The sequence below is a fragment of the Myxococcus sp. MISCRS1 genome, from assembly GCF_026626605.1.
GTDB classification, from domain to species: domain Bacteria; phylum Myxococcota; class Myxococcia; order Myxococcales; family Myxococcaceae; genus Myxococcus; species Myxococcus fulvus.
Genome location: NZ_JAPNKB010000001.1, coordinates 5650107 through 5662815, shown reverse-complemented (window position 1 = coordinate 5662815; position 12709 = coordinate 5650107). Strand labels below are relative to the sequence as shown.

The 12709-nt window shown below is 68.9% G+C and carries 13 protein-coding genes; 5 read left to right on the top strand and 8 right to left on the bottom strand.

Translation table 11 applies throughout. The features are described from left to right. Nucleotides 1-286: 286 nt before the first annotated feature. From OWM54_RS22430 to OWM54_RS22415, 4 genes are all read left to right on the top strand, one after another. Nucleotides 287-757: a hypothetical protein gene (locus tag OWM54_RS22430; RefSeq protein ID WP_267698794.1), complete on the top strand. Its 471-nt coding sequence runs from the start codon at nucleotides 287-289 to the stop codon at nucleotides 755-757. A 1392-nt stretch (nucleotides 758-2149) separates the two neighbouring features. Further along, nucleotides 2150-2314 (top strand): hypothetical protein, encoded by a 165-nt coding sequence (locus tag OWM54_RS22425; RefSeq protein WP_267698793.1) that lies wholly within the window; start codon nucleotides 2150-2152, stop codon nucleotides 2312-2314. 9 nt (nucleotides 2315-2323) lie between these two features. Beyond that, entirely contained in the window at nucleotides 2324-2467 is a 144-nt protein-coding gene (locus OWM54_RS22420; protein ID WP_267698792.1) for a hypothetical protein, read from the top strand. Between the two features lie 682 nt (nucleotides 2468-3149). Beyond that, complete coding sequence (locus OWM54_RS22415) at nucleotides 3150-3335, top strand: hypothetical protein (RefSeq protein WP_267698791.1); 186 nt, start codon at nucleotides 3150-3152, stop codon at nucleotides 3333-3335. 111 nt (nucleotides 3336-3446) lie between these two features. On the opposite strand, the gene cmr6 is transcribed toward OWM54_RS22415, so the two are convergent. Genes cmr6 through OWM54_RS22385 form a run of 6 tightly spaced genes read right to left on the bottom strand, consistent with a single transcriptional unit; the run spans nucleotide 3447 to nucleotide 10345 of the window. After that, nucleotides 3447-4511, bottom strand: a complete 1065-nt coding sequence (gene cmr6 / locus OWM54_RS22410) for a type III-B CRISPR module RAMP protein Cmr6 (RefSeq protein WP_267698790.1) — start codon at nucleotides 4509-4511, stop codon at nucleotides 3447-3449. Further along, nucleotides 4504-4902 (bottom strand): type III-B CRISPR module-associated protein Cmr5, encoded by a 399-nt coding sequence (locus OWM54_RS22405; RefSeq protein ID WP_223785826.1) that lies wholly within the window; start codon nucleotides 4900-4902, stop codon nucleotides 4504-4506. Before OWM54_RS22405 ends, cmr6 begins: the two co-directional genes overlap by 8 nt. Then, complete coding sequence (gene cmr4 / locus OWM54_RS22400) at nucleotides 4899-5828, bottom strand: type III-B CRISPR module RAMP protein Cmr4 (protein WP_267698789.1); 930 nt, start codon at nucleotides 5826-5828, stop codon at nucleotides 4899-4901. The genes OWM54_RS22405 and cmr4 overlap by 4 nt, the downstream gene beginning before the upstream one ends. Before the next feature lie 2 nt (nucleotides 5829-5830). Continuing rightward, nucleotides 5831-7072, bottom strand: a complete 1242-nt coding sequence (locus tag OWM54_RS22395; RefSeq protein WP_267698788.1) for a type III-B CRISPR module-associated Cmr3 family protein — start codon at nucleotides 7070-7072, stop codon at nucleotides 5831-5833. Beyond that, the gene (gene cas10 / locus OWM54_RS22390; RefSeq protein ID WP_267698786.1) at nucleotides 7069-8949 is read right to left on the bottom strand and encodes a type III-B CRISPR-associated protein Cas10/Cmr2; all 1881 of its coding nucleotides are present in this window, start codon (nucleotides 8947-8949) and stop codon (nucleotides 7069-7071) included. Before cas10 ends, OWM54_RS22395 begins: the two co-directional genes overlap by 4 nt. Before the next feature lie 4 nt (nucleotides 8950-8953). Further along, nucleotides 8954-10345 (bottom strand): RAMP superfamily CRISPR-associated protein, encoded by a 1392-nt coding sequence (locus OWM54_RS22385; RefSeq protein ID WP_267698784.1) that lies wholly within the window; start codon nucleotides 10343-10345, stop codon nucleotides 8954-8956. Between the two features lie 289 nt (nucleotides 10346-10634). Here OWM54_RS22385 and OWM54_RS22380 point away from each other — a divergent pair, with 289 nt between their 5' ends. Beyond that, nucleotides 10635-11480, top strand: a complete 846-nt coding sequence (locus OWM54_RS22380; protein WP_141330481.1) for a hypothetical protein — start codon at nucleotides 10635-10637, stop codon at nucleotides 11478-11480. Nucleotides 11481-11507: 27 nt separating this feature from the next. Here OWM54_RS22380 and OWM54_RS22375 read toward each other — a convergent pair whose 3' ends face one another. Next, nucleotides 11508-11942, bottom strand: coding sequence for a hypothetical protein (locus OWM54_RS22375; RefSeq protein ID WP_267698783.1), 435 nt, complete (start codon nucleotides 11940-11942; stop codon nucleotides 11508-11510). 40 nt (nucleotides 11943-11982) lie between these two features. After that, entirely contained in the window at nucleotides 11983-12615 is a 633-nt protein-coding gene (gene cas6, locus OWM54_RS22370) for a type I-MYXAN CRISPR-associated protein Cas6/Cmx6 (RefSeq protein WP_267698782.1), read from the bottom strand. Nucleotides 12616-12709: the final 94 nt, after the last annotated feature.

Here is a 12709-nt window from a genome sequence, read left to right as displayed (position 1 = left end):
CAGGATTGATTCGGAAGTCAAAGCTGAAAATTGCCAATAAGCCGCAAGGACGGCCCTGCGGAAAATTTCTAGAACCAGTGGGTCGGACCTGTTCGCAGCGTGAAACATGCGGCTGTGCGACAGGGCAGCGAGTAGAGCCGCGGGTCCGAGGCTCAACCGCCTTCCGGCATCACGGCAAGCAGCAGCAGGTGGTGACGATCCTCTGCTGGGGACGGTGCTCACCGCCTTCCGATAGCACGGCGAGGTGCGGCACCGCGACAGTCGACATAAGGCAACCGTTATCGGAGTGCTCAACGCCTTCCGGCATCACGACGAGCAGCGGGAAGGTGACGGGCAGCGGCCCCTTCTACGTGGAGCAGTGCTCAGCGCCCTCAGGCATCACGGTGAGCGGCCGAAATACCCGCTCGCGATTGTCGTCCGCGCCGTCGAGTGCTCAACGCCTTCCGGCATCATGGCGAGCGGCGAAAAAGCACGCCATGGAGTTCGCGCGCACCGCGACGTGCTCAACGCCTTCCGACATCACGGCGAGCAGCAGAACAAGTCGGTGGCCATCCAGGCGGACATCGGCAAGTGCTCAACGCCTTCCGGCGTCACGGCGAGTAGCAGCTTCGCCACGTTCAAGGAGGTGTATGGCGACGATTTGCGCTCAACGCCTTCCGGCATCACGGCGAGCAGCGGGATGGACCTCGTCAAGAGGACCATCTGCCCGAAGGGGTGCTCAACGCCTTCCGGCATCACGGCGAGCGGCGGAAGCTGACTCAGGAGGAACTCGCGGAGAGGGCGGAGGGCGCAACGCCTTCCGGCATCACGGCGAGCGGCGGGCGGCGCTGGACATCAAGCTCTTCCCCAATGATCACTAGTGCTCGACGCCTTCCTGCATCACGGCGAGCGGCGGTCAACCTGAACAAGGGAGACTGTGCGTTCGGAAACGTGTGTTCAACGCCTTCCGGCATTACGGCGAGCGGCGGCGACCCATACCGTGACCTTGGGGCGGGGCAACTGAAGTGCTCAACGCCTCTCGGCATCACGGCGAGCGACGGTCGACGTAATGACCGAGGTTCTCGCGCAGAAGGTCGAGTGCTCAACGCCTTCCGATATCACGGCGAGCGGCGGGTCACGGACCGAGAGGAGGGCTTCGCTGACTTTCCCGGGTACTCAACGCCTTCCGGCATCACGGCAAGCAACAGAGTTCCTTACAGATGTGAAGATTGGCAACACTTCCGGCTCGACACCTCCCGGCATCACGGCGAGCAGCAGTCGGCTTCCAGTCCGACGGCAAGAGCTTCAAGTTCAGGTGCTCAACGCCTTTCGGCATCACGGCGAGCGGCGGGTCCTTCGCTCGGTGCAGTTCCGCGCGGAGTTGCAGCAGGACATGTTCTGATGCTCAACGCCTTCCGCCATCACGGCGAGCACTGCGGTCCGGGAACGGGCACGAGAACGGGGCCGGGGTGCGCAACGCCTTCCGGCATCACGGCGAGTGGCAGGCGCCCTACCCTGGTTCAAGCAGGACGTGGACGGCTTCGAGTGCTCAACGCCTTCCGGCATCACGGCGAGCAGCGGCGCCGGGCACCAAGAAGACCGAGGCGCGGCGCATCGGGTGCTCAACGCCTTTCAGCATCAGGGCGTGCAACGGAGATGGATGACCGGCCGCTGCCGTACACGGGGATGACGTGCTCGACGCCTTCCGGCATCACGACGAACGGTGGACTGCAAGCCGGAGCAATACATGAGGCTGGAGGTGTAGTGCTCAACGCCTTCCGGCATCACGGTGAGCAGTGGCGGCGCGTCAGACTGGTACGCTGGTACGGTTTGCGCCAGTGATCAGCGCCTTCTGGATTACGGCGAGCGGAAGGAGGTGATGAAGAGCTACAAATTCTTCATCTACACCACGAACTCAACGCCTTCCTGCATCACAGCAAGCGGCGGCAGGAATGAAGAGGCGGAGCTGCGCAAGCCGTAGTGCTCAACGCCTTTCGGCATCGCGGCGAGCAATGGAACATCGGCGGCTTCTCCGACTTAATCTTCGAGACGTGCTCAATGTATTCCGGCATCACGACGAGCGGCGACATGAATCCCATGATCATCGCGACCATGGTGGCGTGCTCAACGCCTTCCGACATCACGGCGAACGGCGGTCTCGGATGGAACGATGAAGATCGCCAAGCAGAAGGAGGCGTGCTCAACGCCTTCCGGCATCACGGCGAGCAGAGGCGCCGGCGTCGAGCACCAGATTGTCGACATCGGCATGCGGTGCTCAACGCCTTCCGGCATCACGGCGAGCAACGGGCTCCACCGGCAAGCGCATCATCCGTGAGGCCCAAATATGCTCAACGCCTTCCGACATCACGGCAAGCAACGGAGCGACAACGACTGGAGCATCCTCACCGAGGTCCAGCGATCAACGCCTTCCGGCATCACGGCGAGCAACGGCGGCGCGCTGGGCGCCCTCAACAATGGCCTGCGCTAGTGCTCAACGCCTTCCGGCATCACGGCGAGCGGCGGGTGTGGGGGCCCGTGTCGGCCGGCGCCTGGCCCCTGTGCTCAACACCTTCCGGCATCACGGCGAGCGGCGGGGGCAAGGTCGGTCGCGGGCGTCTGCGACCGCTTGTGCTCAACGTCTTCCAGCATCACGGCGAGCGGCGGTTTTCTACGATGACACCCTGTTCGGGTACTACTAGTACTCAACGCTTTCCGGCATCACGGCGAGCGGCGGTTCAACAGGCTGAAGGAGTTCTACGGAAAGAAGTAGGTGCTCAACGCCTTCCGGCATCACGGAGAGCGGCGGTCCCGCACCCGCCTCCGCGACAAGGCGGCCAAGGTGATGCTCAACGCCTTCCGGTATCACGGAGAGCAGCGGAGAACTGGCCGAACCGCAGCACGAAGTGGGAGGTGTGTTCAACACCTTGCGACATCACGGCAAGAGGAGGGGCGCAGCGCCTCTCCAAGACGGGCATCAGCCAGGACGAGTGCTCAACGCCTTCGGGCATCACGGCGAACAGCGGAATCTCATTCTCGGTGACGAGATCGCGGGCGTAACCCTGTGCTCAATGCCTTCCGGCATCACGGCGAACGGCGGTCAGGCCCCCAGACGTACCTCGCCCAGGCGGTGTTCGAGTGCTCAACGCCTTCCGGCATCACGACGAGCGGCGGTGGCCTCGGTCGAGGGCATGCCCAATCACTCCGGTAAGGAGTGCTCAACGCCTTCCGGCATCACGGCGAGCAGCGGTGGCATCTGGCGGCAAATTCGCATCGAGTCCGCGCGCGAGTATTCAACGCCTTCCGGCATCACAGCGAGCGGCGAAGTCTCTCTGAACGGCAAGCGTCTATTCATCTGACAAAGACCGCTCCACAACACCATGGGAGGACGAGTTCTTCCATCACATGCATCCGCCGCATCCAGCCCATTGAGGGGCGTCACGTCCCATTCGTGCCTCTGACGGCTTTCCTCAGGCGCCGTCCACCAGGAGCCGGAGCAATTCCTCCCGACGCTCCTGGATCTTGGGGCTCCTCACCAACACGCGAAGCGTTTGGGCGCACTCCATCCGCGCCTCGCGCGACAGGGACATCAACTTCGGTCGCCACTGCGCATCGAAGTCCTCGAGCACCTTGCGCTGCTCCGTCTTCGCCGCCCGCTGTGCCTCCCCCCACGCCTTGAACGCGTCGCGCTCCGGTGACGGCCGAGACACCGCCCGCGGCGCAGCGACGACCACGCTCCCCTCGGGCACCAGCCGCCCGTATCCCGCGGCCGTCTTGCCCCCCACGCCAAAGTCACGCAGCGCCTCGCACAACCGGTCCGCGGCCCAGCGCAACAAGCGGAGCGTCTCCTCATCCGCCCCCGGGGCCACGCTCAGCGCCACGAGGAAACGTCCCCCAGGACGCACCGACAGGAACGCCACCGGGTTCGGCGACTCGTAGTCGTTGGGCCACGACTCCGCATTTCCGTACCAGCCCCGCTGGTGCACCGTGAGCACATCGCGGGCCAGCATCCGTGGCGCCACCCCCTCCTTTCCGCGACTCGCCACCCACGGCGCGTCGTGGAAGAGGACCTGCCCCACGCTCGCCTCCTGGCCGAGCCGTTCATCCCCAGGCACCCCGAACAGCCGACGACTCGCCTCCGCCACCTCGTCGGGCTCGAAGCTCGCGCGCAGGTAGGCCGCGAGCACGCCCTTGAGCGAGGAGCCCGGAATCACCGGCACGCCCCAGGTGTGATGCAGCGTCAGCCCCACCCCCGTCGGCGAGGCATTCCCGTGCCCCGCCAGGAGCCGCCCCGTCGCTCGCATCTCCACCGAGGCCGTGTGCCACTGCGTCAGCGAGCCGCGCCACCGGCGGTACGCCACCCCGTAGTGCTCCGGCTCCCGCGCCCCGTCCATCCAGCCCAACCACCTCCGCCATGGCGAGCCGCTCTCTTCCTTCTCGTCGTCCTTCTGGGGCGCGTAGCGCTCGTGGGCCAGCCCCGCGTGACTTGGGCCCGTCGCCTCGAAACGGGGGAGTGTGGCCAGGACCTCACGCACGAGGAGCCTCCTTGAACGTGGCCTGGACCGCGCGACGGAACCACACCACCAGCCGCAGCGTCTCGCGCGTGGCCAGCATGTACTCCTCCAGCCCCAGCTTCCGCACGGCGCCCGGCAGCGTCTCCCCCGTCAGCGCCGAGGACAACCCCGGCAGCCGCGCCTTGCCGAGCACCTTCGCCAGGTCCTCGAGCAGCAACATCGCGGCGTTCGGCTCCTTCGGGTCCCGCTCCCGCTCCAGGAACGTGAGCGCCGCGGCCAGACCATCCCGCAGCACCGACGCCCCCAGGCCATGCACGCGCGGCTTGTAGTCGGGCCGGAGGTCCGAGGGGACCGCCGACACCCGGGCATACGCATCCGTCGCCCGCTGCTGCTCTCGCGTCACGCCGCTCATCGCCGGGCCTCCGCGTCGCCCGCCGTCCACGACAACAGCCGACACCACCCACGCCCCACCGTCGCCTTGCCGCCCAACTGGAGCATCGTCCCCTGCCCGCCGAGCGCCGCGTCGAGCACCGCGCTCGCCGCCATCGCCTGCTTCGGACTCCAGGACGGGGACGCCGCCATCACCCCCATCAGCAGCGTCTCCGCCGGCAGGCTCTCCTCCGTCCAGAGCTGCCCCTTCGCGGCCGTGCCCGTGTCCGGGTCGATGCTCACGCGGGTGTCCACCTGCATCGCCGTCTCCCACAGGAAACTCATGGTCTCGTCATCCACGAGCACCAGGCGCCGCGCGAGCAGCTCCCGCTCATCACCGGGCAGCGCGCGCTGGAGCGCCTCCGCCCACGCCCCGAGCACCGCGTCGTCCTCGGCGTCCACCTCCAGGTCCAGGTCCTCGAGGTAGACACGCGCCCCGCCCGCCTGCTCGTGAAGACAGACACAGGACTTCAACGAAGCCACCCGCGCGCGGTGCTTCTTCAGCGAGGGGACCGGCGGAGGCGCCTCGCCGCCTCCCTGTCGTCCACCCCAGTCCCGACGAGCCAGCGTCAGCAGCAACGGCGACGTCACCAGCGCGAACGTCCCCACGAAGCTGCGCACCGGCAGCGCGAGCAGCCGCGCGTCGCCCACCACCAGCGCCCCCGCGTACTCGCTGGGCTCGTCCCCCTCGGGCCCGTTCTTCGCGCGCCGGGGGCCGAAGACCGCGTCGGTCCGGACGGTGTCGCTCGCGCTCGCGTCACGCAGCACGCCCTTGAGCGACGAGCCGGGGATGATGGGGATGCCCGTGGAGCGCATCCGCATCAGCGGCAGGTCGATGACTCCCACGCTCTGCCCCGTGCCGACGTGCAGGGGGGACAGGGCTTGCAGCAGATAGGCTCGGCTTTCCATGCTCACGCTCCACACTCCGGGGGCAGTTCCCAGACGCCGGGCAACACCTGCCCGAGCGCCTCGTCGCGGCCGCCGCCCCACGAGGCCAGCCACAACGCGCGCAGCTCCTCGGTGGTGAACTGGCCACCACCGACCTTCTCGAAGAAATAGACAGACCCCGCCGGCACCCACCGCCGCGTCGCCCGGGGCTGGCGCTTCACCATGTCCCACGCGGACACGTCCTGCGCTCGAGGCACCAGCGCCGCGCGCAACACCACCCGCCCCTCCACGCCAGGCAACGTGCCCACGTACTCGGGCTCGCCACCTTCCGCGCACGCGAAGCCATCCGGCAGCCACCCGCGCTCGAAGCTCGCGGGCGTCGCCAGCACCAGCTTCAAGCCCATCGAGGGCTCGGGCTGGAAGTCCTCGGGGCAGGCGAACAGGTCCGCCGTCGAGCGCTCCACCTCCGTCAACCGCCTGCGGCCTCCCAGCCCCAGCACGCCCGAGGGGAAGCCCGTCACCGCCTCGCCCTCGGGCTGCCTGCAGCGCACGCCCAGCCCCCACTCCACCGCGACCGGCGCCGCGCCCTCGCGCCTCTCCAGGCGCAGCAGCTCCACGACCTGGCGTGAGTGCAGCATCGTGTCCTCCGCGGTCTGCTTGTCGGGCGCGATGGCTACGTGCAGGTCCGTGCGATGACCGGGGCCCGGAGTCGCCGGAGCCGCGAGGTCCTTGCGCAGAAGCCACGCGACCATGTCCGCCTCGGACCAGAACGCCGGCGCATCGCCCGAGGGCTTGCCCATCCGCCCCTCGTGGTCCGGTCGGGGATGCCACAGCGCCTCGCGCGCCCGGTCCTCGTCGGGGCCGAGCGAGGTGATGACGCCCTCCGAGTCGGGCCACCAGGGACGCAGTCGCTCGATCCGCGCGGGCTCGCCGTCCTTGCCCGCCACCACCACCGCGTCCGCGGGCGCGGGCCACATCCGGTGGCTCGGGGTGAAGGACGTCTCCCCCAGGTCGCGTCGCAAGGCGACGAACCCCGTCAGCGCGAGGCTCGCGGAGCGCTGCTCCCACGCCTCCGGCGTCAGCCGGACGCCCGGCCGGTTCGACATGAGGTCCTGTCCCCACGCGGCGCGCAGCGCGCCTCGCACCGTCGTCGGCAGCGGCCACGGATGCGAGTACCCGCGCCCCACTTCACTCGTGTACCAGCCGCGGCCATCCTTCACGGACAGCCCGTCGCGCGGCAGCAACGCGAAGCACTCCTCACTCATGCGCCACCTCCCTCTCTGAGCTCCAGTCCGCGACGCGAACGCTCGAGCGTCCCCGCCACCAACATCCGGTCCACCCACGCGAGCAGCTCCGCGTGGACCGTCTCGACACACTCCGGCGGCTCCTCCGCGAGCGCAGCCAGCCCCACGTCCGTCAGGGACAGGGCCTTGTCCTCCCGCTCACGGTCCTCGGAGTCGCGAGCCCGCCCCTCGGCGCGCGCCAGGATTCGCGACACCTCGGCCACCAGCACTGCCGCCTGTTCCTCCGACGACGTCTCCGCGGGGAAGCGGCGAACCATCGTCTCCACCTCGTGCACCTTGCCCAGGGGCAGCCGGTCTCCCCCCAGCAGCGCCATGTCCTGGGACAGCCGGGTCAGCGGCTCCACGGCGGCGCCCTTCGGTGTCCAGCTCGCGGTCCACAGCCGCTCGCGCCCCGCATGCTTCGCCACGAGGACCGCGAGCGCGTCGCGCCCCGCGTCCTTCGCGGCCTTCTCCGCTCGGCGCCCCAGAGCCAACAGCTGCCCCAGGCTCTCCATCACGTGGCCGATGCCCAACCCCACCGACAGCGTGGGCACGGACGCTCCGCTGACAGGGGCCAGGTGCTTCGAGAAGGCGGCCGCCAGCGCCCGGGCACACTGGAGCGCGTCCGCCGGACACACGAAGGCCAGGACGTCATCGCCCCCCGCGTAGACGAGCATCCCGCGGTAGCGCGACTGGACGATGTCTCGCGCCTCCGCCGTGAAGCTCGCGAGCGCGTGGGAGACACGTCGGTGCGCCTCAATGCCCCCGTGCTCCGCCAGTCGACGGAGCAGCTCCCCCATCCGGTCCCCGTCGGCGACGAGGCAGGCCACGTAGGGGTACGGCGCCACGGGCATCGCCGCGAGCAGCGGGCGGATGTGCTCATCCGCGAACCGCTCGGCCTCCAGCTTCGCCGCCTTGGGGTCCTCACTCCACTCCGCGAAGTACGGACGCCAGCGCTCGGACAGCAGGAGCTGGCCGTCGAACGGGAACGCATTCACCCAAGCCAGGTCCGTCCGGTACACCGACGTGAACCCGCGATGGTCCGCGCACGCACCACGCAGCGCGGAGAGCTTCGAGCCGTGCTTCTTGCTCGCCGTCTCCAGCCACGCCGCCAACCCGATGCTCGGCACCGGCACGAACTGGTCCGGCTCGCCACCCGCGCGCTTGAGCAGCCCCAGCGCATCCAACTCCTCGCGCTCACCGATGCGCAGCCGCTTCCACTCGCCACTCCGCGGGCGCTCGCACTTCAGCACCGACGCGCGTCCACCGTCGAGGCTCGACTTGTGCGTGCCCGCCGGGGGCGCCTGGGTCCAGGCCCTGAACTCGCGCAGCCCCCGGCGAGCCTCCAGCGCGGCCTCGGCCTCCTCGAGGGCCGTCAGGTAATCACCGTCCTCCATCGGCGCCCAGGCCGCGTGGAACTCCAGGAAGGTGTCGAGCTGCTCGTCCGCCCACGCGTCCGCGCCGTCCGCGAGCAGTGGCCCGCCGCGCTCCCGCACGCGCTCCCACTGTTCGCGCAGCGTGGCCCGAGCCACCTTACGCGCCGCGCGGGCCACCTCTGCCGCGTCACCCTTCACCACCGCGAGGACCTTGTTGGGGAAGCCCTTCACGGCCTCGGCGTCGGCCAGGGCCTGGTCGGTCTTCGTGACTCGCCCCGAGGGCTTCGGCGCCACCGCGTCGAGCTGCTCCGGATGCGGGAAGATGAGCTCGGCGCCCGCGTCCCGGAGCGTGCACGCCATGGCGCGGCTCAAGGAGGAGAGCAGATAGCTGCCGAACCACAGGTCGCGCGTGCGTCGGGCCTGGGCGATGAAGCCCTGCACCGGACCGACCTTGAGCACGAGCACATGGGATTGAGTCGTCATCGGCTTACGCCTCCCGAGCCTTCTTCGTGTCACGCAGCCAGTTGAAGAACGCCTCGCGCAGCGACGTCGCCTCGCGCAGGGGCGTGAAGAGCGGTTGGTCGTCCTTCGCGCGCAGCACGTCGAAGTCCGCGCGTGTCGCGTCGAGGGGACGGTTGGACTGCACCAGGAGGACCTTGCCGCCCTCGGGGTAGCCGCGCTCGAGCCACAGCGCGATGGGCTCGAAGCGGCCGTTGGCCAGCGGCATCGCCTTGACGATGAGCGGCGAGGCCAGGCGGTCCTTCGGCTCTCGCTCCCGGTCTCGAGCCCACTGGAGCTGCATGTGCTTGGGCTCGGCGGGGACGTGGTTGTCTTTGGAGTCCCGCTTCCCCTGCTGGAAGTGGACGACGATGGGCAGCCCGAAGCCCGCGCGTGGCCACGCCGGAGTCCTCGAGTACGCCGGGCGCGGCGCGTGCTCCTCGGGATAGGTGCGCGCGTGGTGACGAATCTTGTCCGCCTCCGGCCAGTTGGAGCGGCCCGCGCGGTTGTCTCCCGTGGGGCTCGGGTTGCGAGCACGCGCGCCCTGGATACCCGCGGTGCCCTGGCGGAACGCGCGCAGCCAGCCCAGCGCCTCCAGCCAGGCCTTGCTGCCATCGACCGTGGACTCGTCCCGAGGCCCCCGAAGGAGCCTCGCGCCGCGCAGCAGGGGCAGGTCGCGCGGAGCCCCCGCGAGCTCGGGCTGGAAGAGGGGCACATCGCCGAAGAGCCGGCGCAGCTCGGCGCGGGTGGCGTTCTTCGGCAGCCATTGCCGACACTGCTCCTCCGTGGCGAACGTCACCGTGCCGCAGCCACGACGGGGCCGTGAGCCATACCCACCGAAGAGCACCCACGCGCGCAAGGCGTGACGGACCTCGTCGGACAGCGCGCCCTCCGGAGCGCTGACCTCCAGCGTGAAGCGCAGCCCCGGCTTCCACCGAGGCGCGGCCTCACCATTCTTCGGAGCACGAGCGGGCCAGAGCGCATAGGACTGCTCCTCGCCCAACGAGATGTCATCCGGGTCCTGCGCGGAGACGGTGACGGCGCGCACGCACAGGTCCACCTGCGAGCGACAGGGCTTCTCTTCGCCCAGCGTCATCCCGCCCCACAGCGCGCGCTCACGCCGGGCCAGTTCGAGCCGCTGATGCTCGCCGTAGGCATGGCCATACAGCGCGCGCCACCAGAAGCGCAGGTGTCCGCGCAGCGTGGGCACGCGAATGGGGTCCACCTCGGAGAGCTGACGCGGGACAGGCGCGCCCCCGAGGATGGGCGTGACGGTCTTCAGGTCCACGGTGAAGGTCTCTCGCCGAGGGCCCGTGGGCAGTCCGCGCCTGGGGTGCGGGTCCTTGGATGGCACGGGCAGGTTCAAAGAATCAGGGCACACCTCGGCTCCTCCTCGACCCGCCAGGGCAGGACGGTGATGGGGGTGAAGACATGGGGCGACCTCGCCCACGGGAAAGGGCTCACGACTCGCAGAGGGGCTTCGGGCGGCCGCGGACGGCTGAGCGCTCCCGGAGGTGGTGGATGAAGCGTGGGCTGGAGCGTCGGTGCACATGTCCACCGAGGAAGACGCCAACGCCGCGCGCCCCCCTCGCGGCCTCGTGCGCTTTTCTCCTGTGCGTCCAACCCTACCTGAAAGATGTCAGACCTGGATGTTACCTCTCAGGTTCAACATGAAACCCATCTTCGACCTGGTGCTCCGGGGGCTCGTCCAGCGCCATCCAGCGCAGTTGCTGTTCCTGCTCTTCGGCGATGAGGCACCACGCTTCGTCCGCGCCGCGGACAGCAGCCTCCCCCAATCCGAGCGACGCGCGGACGCGGTGCTCGTCGTGGAGTCGGACTCGGAGCGCTTCGCAGTGGAGCTCGAGCTCCAGGCACAAGCAGACCCGGACTTCGCACGGCGGCTCCTGGACTACACCGTGCGCGTGCACCTGCGCGAGAACCTCCCGGTGTTGCCCGTGGTCATCCTCGTGGTCCCCGAGGCCGAAGGTATCCGCCCACCCTACGTCATCCGCTGCCAAGGACAGCCGCGACTCACCTTGGATTTCCTGGTGGTCCGGTTGTGGGAGGTGGACTTCTCGCAGCCGGCCCTCCAAGCCGCCACGCCGCTGTTGCCACTCTCCGTCCTCGATGCCCGAGCAGGGCCCGAGCGAGCGACCTGGGCGGAGACACGCATCCGACAGGCCACCGACCTTTCTCCACGGGAGCAGATGGACTTGCTCGTCGTCCTGGGTACCCTGACGTCACGCCGCTTCGGAAGTGAGCAGCTCACTTCATCGTTGAGGAACATCATGATGGACTCGCCTTTCTGGGATGAACAGCGCGCGCTGGAGCGCGCCCGGGACCGAGCTCGGACGCTCATCAACTTTGCGCGCGTCCGGGAGCTGACGTTGCCCCCGGATTCACAGGAGCGACTGGCGGCACTGGGCGAAGCCGCGCTGGACCAACTCATCATCCTCGCCTTCTCCCACCCGGACGCGGCGCTGCGCACCCTGCGCGACGCGACCCGGCCCCTATGACTTCCGAGCGCAGCCGTGGCGAAGACATCAAGCCTTCAACAGCGCGCTGAGTCGCTCGACCATTCGCCCCTGCTCGTCCACGGTCGAAACCGCCTCATACAGTGCCTCGAGCCAGTCTTCTCCCTCGCCCAGCGCATAGGCCAAGGAGGCAAAGGCACGAGCCTTCGAAAACATCTCCAGGGCCTCGGCCTCCGCGCTCCCGTCCTCGTCGCACCGGGAGAGATACGCCTCATCAAGCCGCGCGGCACGTTCCGCCAGCTCCCGTCGCAGGGTGGGCGTCGCTGAACCACCACTCCGGATGGTCTCCAGCGCACGGCTGGCGAGAGGGTCCATCACCCTGGAGTGACGCAACCCCATCTCACAAGCCGCCACCAAGGCCGCACGTCGGTTCGAGGATGGGGCTTGCAAGAAGACTTCCGCGAATCCGCGAGCGACAGAATCCAGTCGATAGCCCTTCTTCACCGACCCACTCCTTTCAGCGCAGGGGCCAGTCTGCCGTAGCCTACGCCGGGCTCGCCAGCTCCCGCGGTCCGCGCTGCCAGCTCCCCACGCCGACACGCAGACGCGTGGGCAGGAACAGCCCGCACCCCATGTGCCGCCGCCCGCCCATCCCCTGCTCCTGCAAGGTCACGGACGCGCACGCGGACAGGTTGCTCAGCGTCAGCCCATACCCAATCACCTTCTTCCCCGCGATGCGCACCACGCGCCGCCGCCCCACGTGCACGGTGGCCTCGCACTCCAGCGTCGTCAGGGTCCGCTGCACCGCGCTCCGGAAGCTCGCGTCATCCACCGCGTTCTTGAACGTCACCAGCCGCGAGGACAGGGACACCGGCGCCTCCAGCGCAAACACCCGGGGTGCCCCCAGCGTCACCTCACCCCCGCCCACTTCAATCGCCGAGCCGCCCAAGGGCATCCACACCGGCAACGCCTCCGTCGGGCAGCGCACCCGCAGCGTCCCATGCCCCACCAGCAGGCTCTTCCCGCTCGCCCGCGTCCCCCGCAGGTTGAAGATGCCGACGTCCTTGCGCTCGTGCAGCCCCGGCAGCCGGTGGGACAGCGCCGAGAACAACGCATACCCATGGTCCAACGGAACCCCACCGCCTCGCGCGGGGTAGACGAGGTCAATCACTGACATGTTCATCCTCGATGGCCCCGCCACGACGGGACCGGCCTGCGGGGAAGTCCTCGTCCGCCACCCTGGACGAAGGGGTACTCAGGTGATGGCACCC